This window comes from Bacillus mycoides, from assembly GCF_001757995.1.
In the GTDB taxonomy this organism is placed as follows: domain Bacteria; phylum Bacillota; class Bacilli; order Bacillales; family Bacillaceae_G; genus Bacillus_A; species Bacillus_A mycoides_B.
Genome location: NZ_LXLV01000010.1, coordinates 182,464 through 202,284, shown reverse-complemented (window position 1 = coordinate 202,284; position 19,821 = coordinate 182,464). Strand labels below are relative to the sequence as shown.

Sequence of the window (19,821 nt, the reverse complement as noted above, 5' to 3'; positions counted from 1 at the left end):
GTATTAGGCACGCCGCCAGCGTTCATCCTGAGCCAGGATCAAACTCTCCAATAAAGTTAGTTTGTCTAGCATCTAAAAATAAAAATTGACGTTCACGTTGTTTGTTTCGTTCAGTTTTCAAAGAACTTGTCCGCCGCTCCGAAAGCGACTTCATCATATTAACATCTTCATTTTTCGATGTCAACTATGTTTTTTAATTTCTTTTTTGTCGTTTTCTGCGTTTCCGCATCAGCGACGTTTATTAATATACCATCATGGTTTTTAAATAACAAGTATTTTTTATAAAAAAATACAAAAAGTTATCCATCCTACTTTCTTCTATAGAAAGAACCATTATCCTTTCTACTGAAAACATTCATTTTGATTGTATACAAGTTACTACATACTATCATCAACCAGTCGGTATTTCACAATAAGTTCCTCTCCTTTTTAAATTTCACAATTACCACAGTTCTAATTAAGAAGGACAAATAACCATTTAAATGTAGAGTAACAAAAAACGAGGCTACTATACTAGAGCAAAACTTTCATTAATGCTTTTTCTCGCCAACCAGGAACTTTACCTCCACAAATAACGAACTTCCCCTCGAAATATTAACTTAAGATTATTGTTAGAATTTTTTTACATTTAATTAATGAAAGATATCCAATTTTTGTTATATAGTAAGAAAGTGCCCACAAAACTATAAATAAACTAATGGAGGAATTATCTTATGGATAGGTTAACAAAATTTTCATTAAAAAACCGAACCGCTATTATTATCATGGTTTTTCTCATTTCCATACTCGGCGTTTATTCCGGCTCCAAATTACCTATGGAATTTTTACCAAGTATTGATAACCCTGCAATAACTGTCACGACATTATCCCAAGGGCTCGATGCCGAAACGATGACCAAGGACGTAACTGATCCCCTTGAAAAGCAATTTCGTAATTTAGAACATATCGATGGCATCACTTCTTCCACACACGAGGGATTATCACGCATCGACATTGCATATACATCCAAGGCAAATATGAAAGACGCGGCACGCGAAGTCGAAAAAGCAATTAATACACTTAAATTACCTAAAGATGTAACTAAGCCTGTAGTTAGCCAATTAAATACTTCTATGATTCCACTCGCTCAAATTACCATCCAGAAGCAGAACGGATTTTCAAAAGCTGACGAAAAACAAATCGAGAAAGAAATCGTACCACAACTCGAAAGCATTGATGGTGTTGCCAATGTTATGTTTTTCGGAAAATCCACTTCCGAATTATCCATCGTACTTGACCCTAACCAACTAAAAGATAAAAACGTAACATCAGAGCAAGTATTAGCAGTTTTACAAGGAAAAGAAACTTCCACTCCAGCTGGAGCAATTACCGTTAATAAGGAAGAATACAATCTTCGTGTCATCGGGGATATAAAAAATGTAAATGAAATTAAAAATATTACCGTTACACCTCAAGTAAAGTTACAAGATGTTGCTCAAATTGAATTAAAACAACATTACGATACAATCTCGCACATAAATGGGGAAGAAGGAACAGGATTAATCATCATGAAAGAGCCGAGTAAAAATGCGGTTGCAATTGGAAAAGAGATTGATAAAAAGATTAAAGATATAAGTAAGCAATATAAAGATCAGTATTCTATTAAACTTTTAGCTTCAACTCATGAGCAAGTTGAAAATGCGGTTACTAGTATGGGCAAAGAAGTAATCCTTGGTGCCATTGCCGCGACTCTCATTATCTTAATCTTTTTACGTAGCTTTCGAACAACACTCATCGCTGTCGTCAGTATCCCATTATCTATCCTATTAACACTATTTTTGCTCCACCAATCAAACATCACACTTAACATTTTAACTCTAGGTGGCTTAGCCGTTGCAGTTGGACGCCTCGTCGATGATAGTATCGTTGTCATTGAGAATATTTTCCGTCGTTTACAAAAAGAGTCTTTCTCTAAAGATATTATTCTCGATGCAACAAAAGAGGTCGCCGTCGCAATTACCTCTTCTACTCTAACAACAGTCGCCGTTTTTTTACCTATCGGTCTCGTATCGGGAGTAATCGGAAAACTAATGTTACCTATGGTATTAGCAGTTGTATATTCTATCCTTTCTTCTTTAATCGTTGCGTTAACAGTTGTTCCACTTATGGCCTTTCTACTACTCAAAAAAACAAAACGTCGCAATTCTCATTCTTCACCGCGATATGTCGCTACATTAAAGTGGGCTCTTTCTCATAAGTTTATCATTCTACTCACTTCTTTTTTATTGTTTGCAGGATCCATTGCAGCCTACATATTACTACCGAAAGCGAACATAAAGTCTGAGGATGATACAATGCTTTCCGTTAACATGACATTTCCAGCTGATTATGATTCTGAAGCTAAAAAACAAAAAGCCTTTGATTTCGAAAAGAAACTACTCTCTAATTCTGATGTAACAGATGTTATTTTACGAATGGGATCTAGCGCAGAAGATGCACAATGGGGACAGACAACTCAAAACAATCTTGCAACTATATTTGTAGTCTTTAAAAAAGGATCTGATATCGACCAATATATTAAAGAATTAAAAAAAGAGCATAATGCTTTTGAACCAGCTGAACTCGATTATATAAAAACTAGTTACTCTGACTCCGGAGGTGGAAACAACTTACAATTTAACGTAACCGCTACTAACGAAACAAATTTAAAAAAGACCGCTAACATCGTCGAAACAAAACTAAAAAGTATGGACGCTCTCTCTAAAGTAAAAACAAATATAGAAGACTCTAAAAAAGAATGGCAAATTCATATCGATCAAACAAAAGCGGAACAACTCGGTTTAACACCAGAATTAGCAGCACAACAAGTATCATTCCTTATGAAGAAATCTCCTATTGGGGAAATCTCAATCAATAATGAAAAAACAACTATTATGATAGAACATAAAAAGGCATCCATTAACAAACAAGAAGATATTTTAAACACAAACATACTATCACCTATTAACGGACCAATTCCTTTAAAAGACATTGCAACTATTTCAGAAAAGCAACTCCAAACGGAAATCTTCCATAAAGATGGGAAAGAAACGATTCAAATTACTGCCGAAGCTTCAAGTGAAGATTTAAGTAAAGTAAGCGCAGAAGTAAACAAGGCTATAGCCGACTTAGATTTACCTAACGGAGCAAAAGTAAATATCGCAGGTGCTACTGAATCTATGCAAGAGAACTTCGCTGATTTATTTAAAATTATGGGGATTGCAATCGGGATTGTATATTTAATTATGGTTATCACATTCGGGCAAGCACGTGCTCCTTTCGCGATTTTATTCTCTTTACCATTAGCTGCTGTCGGCGGTATTTTAGGATTAATCATTTCAAGAACACCTGTTGACGTAAATTCATTAATCGGCGCATTAATGTTAATCGGGATTGTCGTTACAAATGCTATTGTATTAATAGAAAGAGTGCAACAAAATCGGGAAAACGGTATGGAAACAAGAGAAGCCTTACTAGAAGCAGGATCTACTAGATTACGCCCAATTATTATGACAGCTATAACAACAATCGTCGCTATGCTACCACTCCTATTCGGTCAATCTCAAGCAGGAAGTATGGTATCCAAAAGTCTGGCCGTCGTTGTAATCGGTGGTTTGGCAGTCTCAACCGTTCTTACATTAGTAGTCGTTCCCGTTATGTATGAACTATTAGATAAAATCGGGAGAAAAAGACGCTCCCGCAGAAAAATAAGCACTTCTACAGAAACACCTGATATTTAAAACAAAAGGCGTTATCTTCACAAATGAAGATAACGCCTTTTCTCTACCTACTCATATAATCCATCATTTTTTTCGCATATTGTTCTAGAGGTTGAGCAGAGTCTACAATAAGATATTCGTTATTTGACGGTCTTTTACTACCATCTAACCATTTTTGAAAGACTATTTCCGACTCCACTTTTCCAATTTGACTGCTCATGCGCTTACGGGTTTGTAGCCTATTATTGATCTCTTCTATATCATTAAGATAACATTCAATATATTTATATGTTACATCATGTTCATTAGACAGTTTGATACCTTTTTCAACCATCCCCTCATATAAACACGGACTATCCAATATAACACTATGCCCTTGTTCTAAATAAGAATCAATCAGTGCCCATTCGACATCGTATGATACACCGCCAACAGTCTTTGGTTCAATCCCTTTCATTTCTAATGATTTTAACAATGCTGATTTCAAAACGTCATGATCTACAATTACAGCACCTGTTAACTTTGCTATATACTTAGAAACTGTTGATTTTCCCGATCCAGGAAAACCTGACATTTGCAGAAAAAACAAATTAACCCCGCTCCCTCATTCGCACCTATTCATCTATATAATTAATTACAGATTCTACAATCGTTATGTCCATTCCTTCTATATTAAAATACAAAAAGAACTCCCTACTTAATAAATAGAGAGTTCTCCTTTGCCATTTATGAAGCTTTTACCTTCTTCGTCGTTTTACGACTTTTTTTCGTTCCTGTAAAACGCTTGTGTAATACAGATGCTACAAAGCGTGAAATGATATTGAATAATAAAACCATAATAATTAATACAGCTGCAGATTTCGTTGCAATTAACTTCGCATCTGGGATAATCCCTTCAGAGTTTAATTTCCAAATGTGAACAGCTAAAGTTTCAGCTGGTCTAAATGGATTTAAAGGATGCGAGGGGCTCGAGAAGTCCGCTGCTGAATTTAAAATAGGTGATGTTAAACCCGCTGTATAAATTAACGCCGCAGCTTCACCGAATATACGGCCTGCCGCTAAAATAATACCTGTAATGATTTGTGGTAACGAAGACGGGATAATGATGCGGGCAATTGTTTGCCATTTCGTTGCACCTAGTCCAAGACTCGCCTCTTTTACATTATGAGGAACTTCAGAAATCGCATTTTCACAAACACGTGTTAAACCAGGCAAATTCAAAATAGTTAAAGCAAGAGCTCCACCCATTACTGTATATCCCCAGCCTGTCATTGTAACAAATACTAATAAGCCAAATAGCCCAACAACAATAGAAGGTAAAGACGCCATTGTTTCAATACATAAACGAACAAAACTTAAAAAACGACCTTGTTTTGCATACTCCGCTAAATATATTCCAGCACCTAATCCAAGAGGAATAGATATAATAAGTGTTATAACAAGCATGTAGAAAGAATTGAATAACTGTGGACCAATTCCACCACCAGCTCTTATATTGCTTGGTTCTCCGAATAAGAAACTAGGATCCCAAAATCCCCATCCCTTTTGCAGAATTTCGTACATTAAAAAAGCCAGCAAAGCTACAACTAAAGCTGCAACCGCATAAAAGATACCTGTCCAAACTTTATTTACCGTTCTTGCATTCATTATTATCGCTCACCTCTTTGACCAATCGCTCGAATTACTAAAATAAACAGGAATGAAATAACAAGTAAAATCATTGCTAACGTCCATAGCGCATTGTTCCAAGCTGTTCCGTTCAATGTATTCGTCATATCCATTGTTAGAATACCAGTTAACGTTGCTGTTGGACTATATATTCCTTCCGGTAATTTAATCGTGTTCCCGATTACCATTTGAACCGCTAACGCTTCACCAAAAGCACGCGCTAACCCTAAAACTATACCTGTTAAAATCCCTTGTTTTGCAGCAGGAACAATAACTCGGCTAATCGCTTGCCATTTCGTCGATCCTAGACCGTAAGAAGCTTCCAAGTAATCAAACGGAACAGAGCGTATTGCATCAGAGGCAATACTAGCAATAGTAGGTAAAATCATAATACTCAGGACAATAATACCCGCAATTAAACTAAAGCCCACTCCACCGAACGAATCACGTAATAGCGGAACCAAGATCGTAACCCCTAATAATCCGTATACAACCGATGGAATACCGACTAATAATTCTAAAACAGGCTTTAATACTTTATTCCCAAACTTCGGCGAAATTAAATTCATGAATATAGCAAGAGCTATAGCAATTGGTGCACTAATGACAACAGCACCTAACGACACAAGTGTCGAACCGACAATAAAGATTACAGCACCATACGTACCTTGATCAGCATTTGGATTCCATTTTGTCGAAGTTAACACCTCAGAAAATGAGATACCACTTTGCGTGAAAGATTGAATTCCTTTGCCGCAAATAAACGCAATAATAGCTAATGTAATAAAAACAATAAAGATACCGCAAAACGTAACAAGTGATCTACCTATATATTCACTCTTTACGTAATTAATTTGTTTTTTCCCCTTCATCACAGGACAGACCCCACTTCATAGATTGAAATGAACAGGACTGGCCTTGCAGCCAGCCCCATAAAATTTTATTACTTATTTAATTTAGACATTGGGATGTAACCCATATCTTCTACTTGTTTTTCGAAATCTTTACCTTTTACATAGTCAATGTAAGCTTTTGTCGCTTCTTTTGCCTCACCTTTAGTTACCATGTACTCGTAAGACCAGAATGGATATTTACCAGCAGAGATGTTTTCAATTTTCGGTTCAGCACCATCAATTTTCACAGTTTGCAATGCACCTTTTTTATCGCCAACCATGTAAGACATCGCTAAATAGCTGATTGAACCTGGAGTAGAGTTAATCGCTTGCTCTACTGCACCGTTAGAATCTTGTGTTGTACCAGTTCCATCATTAATTTTAGCTTCTTTCATAACTGTTTTTTCAAATGTAGCACGTGTACCAGATGAAGCTGGACGATTAATTACATTGATTTTTTCATCTTTTCCGCCTAACTCTTTCCAGTTCGTCACTTTTCCAGTGAAGATATCTTGTACTTGTTTTGCTGTTAAGTTATCAACTTTTACATCTTTATTTACGACAAGCGCGAATGCGATACCCGCTACCTTGTTATCTACTAATTCTTTCGCTTTTTCAGCATCTTTTATTTTATCTGAAGCCGGAACATCCGAATTACCAATTTGTACTGCACCAGATGCTACTTGGTTAATCCCAGTTCCACTACCGCCACCTTGAACTTGAATAGAAACTTTTGAATTTTTCTCCATGAATTTCTTTCCAGCTTCCTCCGCAAGAGGTTGAAGAGCTGTAGAACCAGCCGCTGCAATCGTACCTGATAATTCTTGTTTTGCATCGCTACCTTTAGCAGCTTCCTTATTATCCGTACTTTCTGCTTTTCCACATCCAACTAATGCACCTGCAACAACTAAAGCCGCTAAAGAAAATTTAATACCCTTTTTCATAACCATGTCTTGTACCCCCATTTGGATTATCACTTTTCGAATTCATCTTCTTTCGAACACAAATTCATTGTAGGACAACAATATTATGTGAGTGTTAAGCAATTTTTAAGTTTAAGTAAATAGAGATAACACCCCATAAAAGCTAGACATTCCAACATTTACAACCGAAAAAGCCAACAAAACCCACACTAAACACGCAGTATTGTAAATTTAATCTTAACAATGTAAATTCAATGTAAATGATTTTCTGTATTTTTCCCTTTAAGTTAAAACTACATTTACAATTCCCCTATATTTTTAAGCTTTTACACTCTTACTTTATTTACATTAAGAAGAATTCCAGTAATATTTTTCGGTACAACTAAATAAATTGGAACAATTCTAAAAATATTTGAATATTTTTAAAGTACTAATTGACAGCATCATTAAATGTAGTCTACTATATTAGTATTAAAAAGTTTACCTAAGGAAACTTTTTAAACTAAAACTAAAAATATAGAGATGGGGTAACTTTTATGGTATCGGCTAATACTAAACCCCTTTCCGAATTCAGAACAGGGGAATTTGTACAAATTGAGAAGATACAATTAGAAGGAACTATGAAACGACGTTTATTAGATTTAGGCTTTTTTCCTGGAGCGATAATTAAAGTATTACAACGCAGCCCACTTGGAGACCCAGTCGCTTATCAAGTAAGCAACACAACTATTGCACTGCGTAGTGAAGAAAGCTCCCTTATTTTCGGGATATTAATAGGAGATGATTTCAGATGAGTAACCATCGCATCGCGTTAGCTGGTAACCCGAATACCGGGAAAAGTACATTATTTAATACTTTAACAGGCTTAAAACAACATACTGGAAACTGGACGGGGAAAACTGTTTTAAAAGCTGAAGGGGAATATGAGCATAGCGGAAATATATTTACAATAATAGATTTACCTGGAACTTACTCACTGTATTCAAATTCGGCAGATGAAGAAGTCGCACGAGATTATATTATATTTGAAAAACCAGAAGTAACTGTAGTTGTTATAGACGCAACTGCAATGGAAAGAAATTTAAATTTAGCACTCCAAGTAATGGAAATGACAAACGATGTGGTCATTTGTATTAACTTAATTGATGAAGCGGAGAAAAAAGGAATCATTATTGACGAAAAGAAATTAGCAAAATCACTTGGTGTACCGGTAGTTAAAATTTCAGCCCGAAACCGAGTTGGTATCGGACATTTACTAAGCGTCATCGCTAAAGTAGCAAATAAAAAACTAATTCCAACACCAATTAAAATTACTTATAACGATAAAATCGAAAATATGATTCAGGAATTAGAACCACAAATTTATAAAGTATTCGGTGATACGTATCCAGCACGTTGGATTGCATTACGTATATTAGATGGAGATAAGAATTTCTTAACTGCACTTCAAAAACACCATAACGAACCACTTGTAAGGGAGGTCGTAATCAATGGAATCTCACTCAGCCAGTAAGGATCTTCCGCTGGACTATATTGTTCAACATGCACAAACTCTTTCAAAAGAGGACATACGAGATGATATTGTCGGAGATATTTATCGAACCTCCGCAAGTATATGTAAAGAAGCTGTCCAATATACGAATACTGATAAATTATATCGTTCAGAAAGATTAGATAAGATTTTCACTTCTCCTATTTGGGGATTTCCAATTATGCTCGGTATTTTATCTATTATTTTTTATCTTACAATCGCCGGTGCTAACGTACCATCCGAGATGATTGCTGAATTTTTTGGCTGGGTCGAAGGATATTTAACATCTTGGTTCCAAGCAATGCATGCACCAGAATGGCTACATGGCGTTTTAATACTTGGTTTATTCCGTGGTACTGGAGCCGTTATTAGCGTTATGTTACCACCTATGGCAATTTTCTTCCCTATGTTTGCCCTATTAGAAAACTATGGATATTTACCACGCGTTGCGTTTAACATGGATCGTTTATTTAAACGCTCTGGCGCGCATGGGAAACAATCTCTAACTATGGCAATGGGGTTTGGATGTAACGCTGCCGCTATTATGTCAACACGTATTATCGAATCACCACGTGAGCGTATGCTTGCCATTTTAACAAACAACTTCGTCCCATGTAATGGACGCTGGCCTACATTAATCTTAATGGCTTCATTATTTATGGCTGCTGGATATACAGGCAGCATGCAAACACTTGTTACTGCCGGCGTTGTCGTCGGAATGGTTGTAATTGGCGTTATTGTAACTTTAACTGTTTCTTGGGTTTTATCAAAAACTGCTCTAAAAGGCGTTCCAACTCACTATACGTTAGAGTTACCACCATACCGTAAACCAAAAATTTGGAATACAATTGTGCGTTCAACGCTCGATAAATCAATATATGTTTTAAAACGAGCTGTAATTGTAGCTGCACCTGCCGCTGTATTAACTTGGATACTTGCTAATATTTTCGTCGGTGACACGAGCTTACTTATGCATTTTGTGAACTTCTTAGATCCATTTGCTAAAACGTTAGGACTTGACGGATTTATTCTAGCAGCGTTTATTCTTGGACTACCAGCTAATGAAATTGTTATTCCGATTTTATTAATGTCTTACTTATCAACTGGCGCTTTAACTGAAATAGATGATTTTAATCAAATTAAAAATCTATTCTTAGAACACGGTTGGACTTGGTTAACTGCGTTAAACACAATGTTGTTCTCACTTCTTCATTTCCCATGCGGAACAACACTAGTTAACATATATAAAGAAACAAAAAGTGCAAAATGGACATTTTTATCGTTTGCAATCCCTACTGTTATTGCCATTGTTGTTACATTCTTCTCTACACAATTGGTACATTGGTTAGGGCTTGTATAAAGCAAAGCATACATAGAAGGTATCCCCCTTCACATATGCTTTGCGCGAAAGAAACCTGAAATTATTCAGGTTTCTTTTTTTCCATGGCTGCGCTCCATACGTCGTAATTTTTTTATGGATAAAGTATATAGCTCCTGGAAGAACCGCCATTAATATCGTGCAACTAATTCCTAGTCCAGTAAACAACTTAAATCACCTTATTTCACTCTCTTCGGTAAGGCTGATCCTGAATGTTCAATTGTCGGATGAACATGAACAATAATTTCAGCTTCACTAAAATAATTCTGACCTTGATCCCAATTCTTACTTATTTTTTTCCACTCTTTATAATTATGCCGTTTATATACTTCCCCTACTTCTAATACATCTACCTTATATTTTTTTTGAACAAGCTTAATCGATTTTTGGATGCGCTTCTCCATTTCCTCCGAAATATCCTTCTCTAAACGCTTTTCATTCAAAACCTTTTTATGATCACTAAAGTGCAACTCAGCCAATGTACCTTCCAGAGATATGTGAATATTAAACTTTGGTTTTGTTGCATTCGTTGTAGATACTTTAATTTTCCGACGCAGCTTATGAATTTCATATGTAATAAGTTGGTCCTTTTTACGAATGGTAAAAAAACCTCCAATTTTTTTACCTATTATATAGTTCATTCCTAATGTTTGTTCTCCGCTCAAACTTCCCACAATTTTATTATCCTTCCCGCGAAACAGCGCCGCCCCTTCCATTTGTACTCCTTGCTTTGTTAGACCAAGAATAGGTAAGACGAAACTTCGATTGGAAATCATCTTTTCCTGTACTTCACCTATTCTGGCTGCCTCGATCATTTGAGCATTTTTCGGAGGATGCTCAGCTAACATATCAATGTATTGCGCTGGTAAATTTTCAGGCTTTGCACTTTGTTTTAAAATAGCTTCTGCATTTTTCTTAGAAACAAACAAACGAATATTTCTTCTCATCTCATGATCGCGAATATATACATCCAACGTATTTTGTAAAATATACGGTTTCGATAGTAATTCTTCAGAGAAAATAATTACTTGTATATGCGGAAAAAATAATGTACGACTAATCTTTTTAGCAATAATTCTTATTTGTTCAAACACACTATCTGCTTTCGCACTAACATTAATATAATTTTCACTATCTCCATCACCTTGTCCACCTTGCTGCGCTAACTTACTGGGAAGTACCATCTGATACGTCCCTTTCATAATTGGATTTGCTTTCTTTGCCTTTACAACATCGTAAGCTGCACCTACTACAAATCCTCTTTCTTCTATTTCTTCTAACTCAGAGCACCCACTTATAGATCCAGCTAAAACCATAACCATTATAATTTTAAGAAGGTGTTTCATTTCTACCATTCCTTCTTTTTATTTTATATACAATAAAAACTAACAAAGGCGCTAACACGACAAACCCCATATCTATCCAAGCTAAATAAGTCCCATAATTTGACAATTCTTTCAAATTACTAGGTATCATATTCACCATAAAAATAATTGGGGCACTTACAAAAATGAAAATATGTTTCTTCACTTTCGGAAACATAGCACAAAATAATAAAGATGCGACGTCATAATACATTGCTGTAGTGTTATAAATAGTAATAATCCAAGTAGTAAAAAAAATCGCATCAAATCTTTCTAAAAACCCTCCACCAATTTCAATTTCTTTCCCTAATTCAATTGTTGGATATGTCAATCCACGTGTTGTCATATACGTAAAAACACTAATACAAGTTACATAAATTAAAATGTATGACAACACGTTTACTATCACCGCTTTTGCAACTGCCATTGGCGCTTTTTTCGCTGTCTTATCGTTCAACAACACAGCATAAAACAGAGCTACCTCAAATCCGATGAATGTAAAAATAGAATTCTTAACTCCTACAGCATACTGACTGACATTCGTTTGAAAAGCCGGTAGTAAATTATCTATTTCCATTAAGTTCACATTCAATAAAGAAAGAAGCACTATCGCAATTAAAACAATTGGTAAGAATAGAACATTTAACCTTAATAAAGCCGCTCTCGATCCTGCTACTCCATAAATAACAACTAATAAGAAGAAGAAAGACAATAGCTGTATTGGTGTATCACTAAATAAATATGTTTGTGAAATAACTGCAATCATTCGCGATTCATATGCTGTCAAAGCTGCAAACGTTAATACTAAAATGCTACTAATTGTGTATGCAACAGGTTTTGTCAAATGCGCACTTGTATATTGAACAAAGTTTTGTTTTGGGAATAAAATAGCTACCCTCGTTACAAACCAACCTAAAACCGCACATATCAATCCACCCAAAAGTAAAATAATCCAACCGTCCGAAAATAAAGTTTGATCAGCAATATCTCTCGGCATAGACAATGCCCCTATACCAATAATGGTTGACGATACTGCAAACCCAATTTCCCGGGATCCAATCTCTTCATCGCCATACTCAAATGGTTTCAATTATTCCCGCTCCTTTGGACGTATTGTAGAATCTTTTGTTTGTAAATATTCTGGTCTCTCTTTCAACATCGATTTTGGCATACGAATAAGTTCTTCTTCCCAATCTTTATAAAAAGCAGGAGCAATAGGCGTTGTATAAGGAATACCAACACTCTTTAAATTCGTAATATGAATCGCAAGTGCAATAAGAGCTAAAATGATTCCGTACAATCCAAAAGCAGTCGCCGCTAACACAAAGACAAAAAGTAAAATCCGAAACGTAATTGTAATACTATATACAGGCAGTGAAAATGTAGCAATTGCAGTAACCGCAATAATAATTACTAAAAACGGATTTACAATCCCTGCATTTACTGCCGCTTCTCCAATTACAAGACCACCTACGATGCCAATTGTTTGTCCCATCGGTTTCGGAAGCCTAATCCCGGCTTCTCGTATTAATTCCATCGTTAATGCCATCATTAACGTTTCTATATAAGCAGGAAACGGCACCCCTTCTCTCGCTCCCGCAATGGAATAAGCTAGTTTAGATGGAATAAGCCCTTGATGATACGATACAAGCGCTACGTACATGGCAGGTAATAAAACAGCAGCGATACCTGATCCCATTCGTAAAATTCTTAATAACGTCCCAATTACCCAGCGCTCATAATGATCTTCCACAGATTGAAAAATATCAACAAACACTAGTGGAGCTATAAGAGCAAATGGTGATCCGTCCACTAAAATGGCCGCTTTCCCTTTCGCCAATGCAGCCACTATATTATCTGGTCTTTCTGTATTTAAAAACTGCGGAAACGGCGACAAATTATTATCTTGAATTAATTGCTCAATCGTTCCTGTCTCAAAAATGACATCTGTCACTATTGATTGAAGACGCCGATCTAGCTCTTTTACGATGTAAGGGTTAATAATATCCTCTATATATACTAGGGTTACTTCTTTCTGCGATCGTTTCCCCATAATATAAGATTGAAACCGTAACTTCGGATCACGTAAACCACGGCGAATTAGCATTTTGTTCACATTAATATCTTCATTTAATCCAACTCTCGGTCCACGTATTAAATCTTCTGTCACTGGAGGCTCTAGACTTCTTTTCTCCCAAGCTCTACTATTAACAACAATAGCCGTTTGAATATTATCAATTAATATGACTGTATCTCCTGCTAAAACCGCATTTATAATATCTGGAAAAGTCGTCTTCATACCGACTTCTGCAATAGAAATAAAACGATCCAATAATGTCTGAACCACAGCTGCTTCATTTGGTATTTCTTCATATTGAAGTGTACGAACTACATATTTATAAACATTATCCTTATCTGTCAATCCACATAAAAAAACAACCGCACAACGTGTAAAACTACCAGCAAGAGCAACTTCTCTAATTGTTAAATCATTAGGTGAACCTAACTCATCTCTAATTTCCTTCATAACTTCAAACAAGTTACCTTTTAGCTCTAACAATTTCCCCACCTAACTTCCTTTTCAACAAGTTTTTAGTTAGATTCCGCTAATAGAAGAAAATATATACAAAAAAGAGCTATCTCTTTTCAAAGATAGCTCTAACACGCGAATTACTTTTCTACGATTATATTGTCTGTCTTTACAGATACATTTTTTGTGAATCCACTAACTACAAACATCACAATAATATTAACTAACAATGCGACTATACCTACATTCAAATCTTTTATATACTGCGGGACAACCGGGAACATCGTAGCTATAGTAGAACCAGATAAGGTGATATATGCGACAATTAACAGCCCAATCCCCATCCCCGCAATCGCTCCTTGCTTCGTAATAATCTGCCGTGGAAACAAACTACATACAAGTGCAGGGAAAAGTTGCGTAACTATACTGTACCCCATTAAAAGAAGAGCACCTATCGTTTCTCCTCCTTTAAATGTAAACAATACTGCAACAAACGTTACGACAGGTACAAATAACTTAGCTGCTTTTGCAACTTGTCTATCTGAAGCAGATGGGACCATCGTTCGGTAAATATTTTTTGCTAGCAATGTCGAAGCAGCCATAACAAGCATAGAACCTGGAACTAATGCCGTTAATACCCCCGCACTACCAATAATCCCAATAAACCATGGATCAAAAGTTTGAAGAGCAAGACGGAATAACGAAAGATCTACATCCGCTCCCTTTAACCCTGGAACTTGCAGAATAGCAGCAAACCCTGCAAAGAATACGAAAAGCAAAACTAAAGAATAAAGAGGCATAATCGCCGCGTTTTTCCTAAATACTTTTTCATTTTTTGCAGAGAAAGCCGAAGCGAATGTATGGGGCCACATATAGAAACCAAGGGCCGTTAATATAATAGTAGAAACAAACCAAGAAATACTCATTCCTTCTTCAGGTAAAGATAAAAAACCTGGTTTTGCTGCTTCTACAGCTTCGAACATCGGCTGAAATCCTCCATAATAATGGTACGGTAAATATATACCTAAAAACATAACGATAAATAGTATCATAATATCCTTCAAAGCAGCTGTCCAAGCCGATCCATGTATACCTGAAACCATTACATATATAGTTATAACAATAGCACCAATCCATACCGCAATAACAGGTGACACTCTTCCATAAGATGCTTCCGAAACAATGATCCCTAATCCCTTTAGCTGTAAAACGAGATATGGGATGATAGAAATAACACCAATAATTGAAACAATTATCCCAAGCGTCTTACTTCCATATTTCTTCGCAAAAAAATCGGACTGCGAAACAAGGTTATGTTCTTTTGCATATTTCCAAATTGGAGGCAATAAGAAATACGATAAAATATAAGCTAATGCACCATACCCTAAAATATAAAAAGTAGGAGCTCCTTTACTATACGCCCAGCCACTTCCTCCTAAAAATGTGAATGTCGTATAAATTTCGCCTGCCATAAGGAGAAAAACAAAAATAGTTCCAAACCCTCTTCCTCCAACTGACCATTGCTCTAAATTCATATCTTTTCCATGTTGTGCTCGAATTCCTAAAAATAGTGCTAGAAATAAGAATAAAATAATGATAAGTAATGCTGTCATTTTACATCCCCCTTATTAGCAGGATCGAATACGTACACAAGCCCCATACAAAGAGACGTAATGAGCACTGATAATAGTACCCAAAATAATAGAAATGGCATCCCCCATACGTAAGGAGTGACCGAATTTGCAAATACCGGTCCAACTACTAAACAAAGAACTGGAATAAGTGCTAGCACGTGTATTTTCTTCATCTCATTCTCCTTTACTTATAAAATTCATAATGGATGATACAAAGACTTCCATTCCAATTGGTAATGCATCTTCGTCAATTGTAAAGCGAGGATGGTGATGCGGATATATAATTCCCTTCTCTTCATTTCCTGCTCCAATAAAAAAGAATGTCCCTGGTGCCTTTTGTAAAAATGCTGAAAAATCTTCTCCTGCCATCGTTGGCTGTAAACGAACAACTCTTTCTCTTCCATAAAGCTGTAATGCCGTACGTTCAATAAGCTCTGTAACTTCATAATCGTTAACAACTGGGCGATATCCATATTCATAAGAAAATGTATACTTAGCACCGTAGGATTCTGTAATATGTTTTACAATCCTTTCAAGCTTCTTCTTTGTTTCTTCTCTTAATTCATGCCTTAAACTTCTCACTGTCCCTTCAATCTCCGCTTGTTCTGGGATAACATTATGAGTTGTCCCAGAATGAAATTGCGTAACAGATACTACGAGAGAATCTAGCGGATTCGTGAGGCGAGATACAATTTGCTGGATTTGCGAAACAACTTGTGCACCAATGGCGATACTATCAACTGTTTCGTGCGGAATTCCAGCATGTCCACCTTTTCCCTCTATCGTAATTTTAAAAACGTCCGGTGCCGCCATCGCAGGACCATAAATTACACCTACTTTTCCAACCTCTAATGACGCCCAAAGATGAGCACCAATAATGTAATCCACACCTTCCATCACTCCCGCTGCAACCATTTCCTCTGCACCGCCCGGAAAGTTTTCTTCTGCATGTTGAAATAAAAAGCGAATCTCTCCTTTAACTTTCTCTCTTTCCTCTACCAACTTATGTACTACACCAAGCAATATTGCCATGTGACCATCGTGACCACACGCATGCATCACACCTGGATATGTAGAAATAAAATCAAAGTTATTTTCTTCATGAATAGGAAGAGCATCCATATCAGCACGAACCGCGATGGTTTTACCAGGCTGCTTACCAATTAACCTTGCCATTACACTATATTTAGTAGGTCGCGAAACTTCTAAATACGGAATTTTCCGAAGTATGTCGAATACAAATTGAGATGTTTTTTCCTCTTGAAAAGATAACTCTGGATACTTATGAAAATGCCTTCTCCACTCAATCAACTGATTCTTTGATAAAACAAGTTCCTTTGCGACATCCATTTCTCTTCTCCCCTTCTTCACCAAGTTAAATGTTATTATAACGTGAATTGTTAACTTTTAAAAGAATATTCCGAATTTTCCATCTCTACAATTTAAAAATAAAAAGCCATCAAAAAGATGACTTTTTCATTATTATAAAATAGTGATTGCTTGTTTTCCCATTTGCTCCCAAGCTTTCTCAAACTCTGCTCGCGGAACAGCGAAACGTGGATTGTTTTTTAGAGGATCATTTACATATACAAAGTTTTGATCGTATCCAACCACTACTACACTATGCTCAAAATATGTAATTTTCACTTCGCCAGAGCTTGTATTCCATGTTTCAAAACTACTCTCAGCTAGTGGCTTAAACGTTGTATTAATAATAACCCATACTGGCGAACCGGAACTAACTACTTTATATGCATCTTGCACGTCTCTACCTGTTAAATTAACTACTTTTTCAGGAGCATATTTTTCTGCTAAATTAAAAATGGGTTGATTATATACACCATAGCCTGGCTCTGCCTTAGTATAAATATTTCCAACGAACCCCTCATAAGGATTTCCACGTAAACCATTTTGTTCAAATGGAACACGATGAATTTCGCTAGCAAGTTGCATCTTATCTACTTGTATACCTTTGTATTGCAGCAACATAGCCAAACTTGTAACTTCACATCCACGAGGTAATTCTGGTAATTGCTTTATAAACGGAACATTTTCAATCATAGCCGCTTCTTTCATTTCAGATAGAAACTCTAAACGGAACACTTGCGCCTTTTGTATAATTTTATCTTTCCCTATAAAAAACGCGGCAGCAAATATAATACCGAAAATAAAAATATATTTTAACTTTTTCATCATAAACCAAACTCCATTATATCAATTATTTTAAAGGTGCAACTTCTATCATTGTACCTTTCTTCTTACTAGTTTGCTAGAAAGATTCTGTGAATTATTATTCACAGATATCGTTTTAAAATTCTAATTATTTTTAATAAAGAGAAAAAACAATATACTTTTTCATAATTTTTTGCTAAAATCAAAATTATTAACCTAGTTAAAGAATTGAATTTATTTCACTAGGCTAATAAACATTCTAAGGTATTTAGTCATAGTTATCTTTTACATACTCAGTTCACAACAAAATAAGCCGAGTATGTTTTTCATCCCCCACTAATGATTAAAAGCCCAGAATGAAATCAAGTTAACACATACAAGAAAATATGGGGTGAGGGGCATATGAATCAACAAGTAGAACAAACAGATTTAAAACGAACAATGAAAAGTAGACATCTATTCATGATCGCACTTGGTGGAGTCATTGGAACGGGATTATTTATGGGTTCTGGACAAATCGTCCATAATGCAGGACCAGGCGGAGCTATTCTTGCATTTTTAGTCGGTGGATTTGTTATGTATTTAACGATGTTATGTCTTGGTGAATTATCTGTTGCTATGCCAGAAGCAGGTTCATTCCAAAGCTATGCAAGCAAATTTATTTCACCTGGTTTTGGATTTGTTGTCGGTTGGATGTATTGGTTAAATTGGGCTGTTACAGTTGGAGTAGAGTTAACAACTGTAAGTATTTTAATGAAACGCTGGTTTCCAGACGTTTCTTCGTGGATTTGGTGTGTTACATTTGCAGCAGCACTCTTCCTTGTAAACGCTTTATCAGCAAAAGCATATGCAGAAACGGAATTTTGGTTCGCAAGTGTAAAAGTCGCAACAATTGTTATTTTCATCGTACTCGGTGGTGCAGTTATGTTCGGTCTACTAGACTTTAACGGAAAACCAGCTCCGATGCTTCACAATTTCACTGAAAATGGCGGGCTATTTCCAAACGGTGCATTAGCTGTTCTTCTTACGATGATTACAGTAAATTACTCCTTCCAAGGAACAGAACTAATCGGAATCGCTTCAGGAGAAAGTGAAAATCCTGAAAAAACAATTCCAAAAGCAATCAAAAATACAATTTGGCGAACTCTATTCTTCTTCGTCCTAGCAATATCAGTTGTTGTAGGTTTACTTCCGTGGCAAGAGGCTAATCTAGTCGAAAGTCCATTTGTACTTGTATTTGATGTGGCTGGTGTTCCATATGCAGCAGACATTATGAACTTTGTTATTATTACAGCTGTATTATCCGTAGCTAACTCTGGTCTATACGCAAATTCTCGTATGCTTTGGGCGATGGCAAAACAAGGAATGGCAAGTCCAGCTTTTACGAAATTAACTAAAAAAGGTGTGCCGCTAAATGCTTTAATTTTCAGTCTGATCTTTGCAAGTCTTTCTTTATTAACAAGTGTATTTGCGGCAGATACTGTCTTTTTAGTTTTAACATCTATTGCAGCAATGGCTGCTGTTGTTGTTTGGATGTCGATTGCAGCTTCACAGTTTTTCTTCCGTAGAAATTTCGTGAAAAATGGCGGCGACATAAATGATTTAAAATACCGTACACCACTTTATCCAATAGTTCCAATCGTAGCTTTCTCACTCAATTTCATTACATTTGTTAGTTTAGCTTTCATTCCAGATCAGAGAATTGCTCTTTATTGCGGGATTCCATTTATGATTATTTGTTACATTTTATACCAAGTTAAATATAAAAAAGTTGTCACATCTGAACGGAAAATAAGTATAACTCAGGAAATAAACTAAATATACAAAATATTCGGCTATCTTCCTTATAATAAGATAGCTTTTTTCTATTTCTTGGATATCTTGGTATAACTTTATTTATCTTAAAATTCTAACAATCACGTTTTTATCTGGAAAATAGTTTACAATGTTATCAAGTTACAAATGATATTCACCTTAAAAAGCGTGCATTT

General features: G+C 35.9%; 16 protein-coding genes. 5 read left to right on the top strand and 11 right to left on the bottom strand.

Annotated features, from left to right (window positions below; genetic code table 11):
- The first annotated feature begins 713 nt into the window (after nucleotides 1-713).
- A complete protein-coding gene (locus BWGOE10_RS03410) occupies nucleotides 714-3,758 on the top strand; it encodes an efflux RND transporter permease subunit (RefSeq protein WP_070140923.1) in 3,045 nt (1,014 codons plus the stop codon).
- Nucleotides 3,759-3,801: 43 nt separating this feature from the next.
- Here BWGOE10_RS03410 and BWGOE10_RS03405 read toward each other — a convergent pair whose 3' ends face one another.
- The 4 genes from BWGOE10_RS03405 to BWGOE10_RS03390 all read right to left on the bottom strand — a co-directional run bounded on the left by BWGOE10_RS03405 (nucleotide 3,802) and on the right by BWGOE10_RS03390 (nucleotide 7,248).
- The gene (locus tag BWGOE10_RS03405; RefSeq protein ID WP_070140922.1) at nucleotides 3,802-4,326 is read right to left on the bottom strand and encodes an AAA family ATPase; all 525 of its coding nucleotides are present in this window, start codon (nucleotides 4,324-4,326) and stop codon (nucleotides 3,802-3,804) included.
- 137 nt (nucleotides 4,327-4,463) lie between these two features.
- Nucleotides 4,464-5,384, bottom strand: a complete 921-nt coding sequence (gene pstA / locus BWGOE10_RS03400) for a phosphate ABC transporter permease PstA (protein ID WP_070140921.1) — start codon at nucleotides 5,382-5,384, stop codon at nucleotides 4,464-4,466.
- Between the two features lie 2 nt (nucleotides 5,385-5,386).
- Nucleotides 5,387-6,277, bottom strand: coding sequence for a phosphate ABC transporter permease subunit PstC (pstC, locus tag BWGOE10_RS03395; protein ID WP_002090872.1), 891 nt, complete (start codon nucleotides 6,275-6,277; stop codon nucleotides 5,387-5,389).
- Nucleotides 6,278-6,348: 71 nt separating this feature from the next.
- Nucleotides 6,349-7,248 (bottom strand): phosphate ABC transporter substrate-binding protein PstS family protein, encoded by a 900-nt coding sequence (locus BWGOE10_RS03390; protein ID WP_070140920.1) that lies wholly within the window; start codon nucleotides 7,246-7,248, stop codon nucleotides 6,349-6,351.
- 509 nt (nucleotides 7,249-7,757) lie between these two features.
- On the opposite strand from BWGOE10_RS03390, the gene BWGOE10_RS03385 reads away from it, so the two are divergent.
- From BWGOE10_RS03385 to BWGOE10_RS03375, 3 genes are read left to right on the top strand one after another with little or no spacing between them, the layout of a single operon-like run.
- On the top strand, nucleotides 7,758-8,015 hold the full coding sequence (locus BWGOE10_RS03385) for a FeoA family protein (protein ID WP_070140919.1): 258 nt from the start codon (nucleotides 7,758-7,760) through the stop codon (nucleotides 8,013-8,015).
- Nucleotides 8,012-8,734, top strand: a complete 723-nt coding sequence (locus BWGOE10_RS03380; protein ID WP_070140918.1) for a FeoB small GTPase domain-containing protein — start codon at nucleotides 8,012-8,014, stop codon at nucleotides 8,732-8,734. Before BWGOE10_RS03385 ends, BWGOE10_RS03380 begins: the two co-directional genes overlap by 4 nt.
- On the top strand, nucleotides 8,712-10,112 hold the full coding sequence (locus tag BWGOE10_RS03375; RefSeq protein ID WP_070140917.1) for a nucleoside recognition domain-containing protein: 1,401 nt from the start codon (nucleotides 8,712-8,714) through the stop codon (nucleotides 10,110-10,112). The genes BWGOE10_RS03380 and BWGOE10_RS03375 overlap by 23 nt, the downstream gene beginning before the upstream one ends.
- A 197-nt stretch (nucleotides 10,113-10,309) precedes the next feature.
- Here the strand turns inward: BWGOE10_RS03375 and BWGOE10_RS03370 are convergent, their stop codons facing one another.
- From BWGOE10_RS03370 to BWGOE10_RS03340, 7 genes are all read right to left on the bottom strand, one after another.
- Nucleotides 10,310-11,476 (bottom strand): Ger(x)C family spore germination protein, encoded by a 1,167-nt coding sequence (locus tag BWGOE10_RS03370; RefSeq protein WP_070140916.1) that lies wholly within the window; start codon nucleotides 11,474-11,476, stop codon nucleotides 10,310-10,312.
- Nucleotides 11,460-12,584 carry a spore germination protein GerLB gene (gerLB, locus tag BWGOE10_RS03365; RefSeq protein WP_070140915.1) on the bottom strand — a complete coding sequence of 375 codons (1,125 nt, stop codon included), beginning with the start codon at nucleotides 12,582-12,584 and terminating at the stop codon, nucleotides 11,460-11,462. Before gerLB ends, BWGOE10_RS03370 begins: the two co-directional genes overlap by 17 nt.
- Complete coding sequence (gerLA, locus tag BWGOE10_RS03360) at nucleotides 12,585-14,063, bottom strand: spore germination protein GerLA (RefSeq protein ID WP_098786461.1); 1,479 nt, start codon at nucleotides 14,061-14,063, stop codon at nucleotides 12,585-12,587. It lies immediately after the preceding gene.
- Between the two features lie 101 nt (nucleotides 14,064-14,164).
- Nucleotides 14,165-15,637 (bottom strand): sodium:solute symporter family protein, encoded by a 1,473-nt coding sequence (locus BWGOE10_RS03355; RefSeq protein ID WP_070140913.1) that lies wholly within the window; start codon nucleotides 15,635-15,637, stop codon nucleotides 14,165-14,167.
- Nucleotides 15,634-15,831 carry a DUF3311 domain-containing protein gene (locus BWGOE10_RS03350; protein WP_002029838.1) on the bottom strand — a complete coding sequence of 66 codons (198 nt, stop codon included), beginning with the start codon at nucleotides 15,829-15,831 and terminating at the stop codon, nucleotides 15,634-15,636. The genes BWGOE10_RS03355 and BWGOE10_RS03350 overlap by 4 nt, the downstream gene beginning before the upstream one ends.
- 1 nt (nucleotide 15,832) lies before the next feature.
- Complete coding sequence (locus BWGOE10_RS03345) at nucleotides 15,833-17,008, bottom strand: amidohydrolase (RefSeq protein ID WP_070140912.1); 1,176 nt, start codon at nucleotides 17,006-17,008, stop codon at nucleotides 15,833-15,835.
- A gap of 132 nt (nucleotides 17,009-17,140) precedes the next feature.
- Nucleotides 17,141-17,851 carry a C39 family peptidase gene (locus BWGOE10_RS03340; RefSeq protein ID WP_070140927.1) on the bottom strand — a complete coding sequence of 237 codons (711 nt, stop codon included), beginning with the start codon at nucleotides 17,849-17,851 and terminating at the stop codon, nucleotides 17,141-17,143.
- A gap of 381 nt (nucleotides 17,852-18,232) precedes the next feature.
- On the opposite strand from BWGOE10_RS03340, the gene BWGOE10_RS03335 reads away from it, so the two are divergent.
- Nucleotides 18,233-19,648 (top strand): amino acid permease, encoded by a 1,416-nt coding sequence (locus tag BWGOE10_RS03335; protein WP_070140911.1) that lies wholly within the window; start codon nucleotides 18,233-18,235, stop codon nucleotides 19,646-19,648.
- The last annotated feature ends 173 nt before the right edge of the window (nucleotides 19,649-19,821 follow it).

Excerpts from the sequence above, each read along its gene's own strand:
- BWGOE10_RS03410 (WP_070140923.1), top strand. The coding sequence starts at position 714 with ATGGATAGGTTAACAAAATTTTCATTAAAAAACCGAACCGCTATTATT.
- pstA (WP_070140921.1), bottom strand. The coding sequence starts at position 5,384 with ATGAATGCAAGAACGGTAAATAAAGTTTGGACAGGTATCTTTTATGCG.
- pstC (WP_002090872.1), bottom strand. The coding sequence starts at position 6,277 with ATGAAGGGGAAAAAACAAATTAATTACGTAAAGAGTGAATATATAGGT.
- BWGOE10_RS03390 (WP_070140920.1), bottom strand. The coding sequence starts at position 7,248 with ATGGTTATGAAAAAGGGTATTAAATTTTCTTTAGCGGCTTTAGTTGTT.
- BWGOE10_RS03385 (WP_070140919.1), top strand. The coding sequence starts at position 7,758 with ATGGTATCGGCTAATACTAAACCCCTTTCCGAATTCAGAACAGGGGAA.
- BWGOE10_RS03380 (WP_070140918.1), top strand. The coding sequence starts at position 8,012 with ATGAGTAACCATCGCATCGCGTTAGCTGGTAACCCGAATACCGGGAAA.
- BWGOE10_RS03375 (WP_070140917.1), top strand. The coding sequence starts at position 8,712 with ATGGAATCTCACTCAGCCAGTAAGGATCTTCCGCTGGACTATATTGTT.
- BWGOE10_RS03370 (WP_070140916.1), bottom strand. The coding sequence starts at position 11,476 with ATGAAACACCTTCTTAAAATTATAATGGTTATGGTTTTAGCTGGATCT.
- BWGOE10_RS03355 (WP_070140913.1), bottom strand. The coding sequence starts at position 15,637 with ATGACAGCATTACTTATCATTATTTTATTCTTATTTCTAGCACTATTT.
- BWGOE10_RS03350 (WP_002029838.1), bottom strand. The coding sequence starts at position 15,831 with ATGAAGAAAATACACGTGCTAGCACTTATTCCAGTTCTTTGTTTAGTA.
- BWGOE10_RS03345 (WP_070140912.1), bottom strand. The coding sequence starts at position 17,008 with ATGGATGTCGCAAAGGAACTTGTTTTATCAAAGAATCAGTTGATTGAG.
- BWGOE10_RS03340 (WP_070140927.1), bottom strand. The coding sequence starts at position 17,851 with ATGAAAAAGTTAAAATATATTTTTATTTTCGGTATTATATTTGCTGCC.
- BWGOE10_RS03335 (WP_070140911.1), top strand. The coding sequence starts at position 18,233 with ATGAATCAACAAGTAGAACAAACAGATTTAAAACGAACAATGAAAAGT.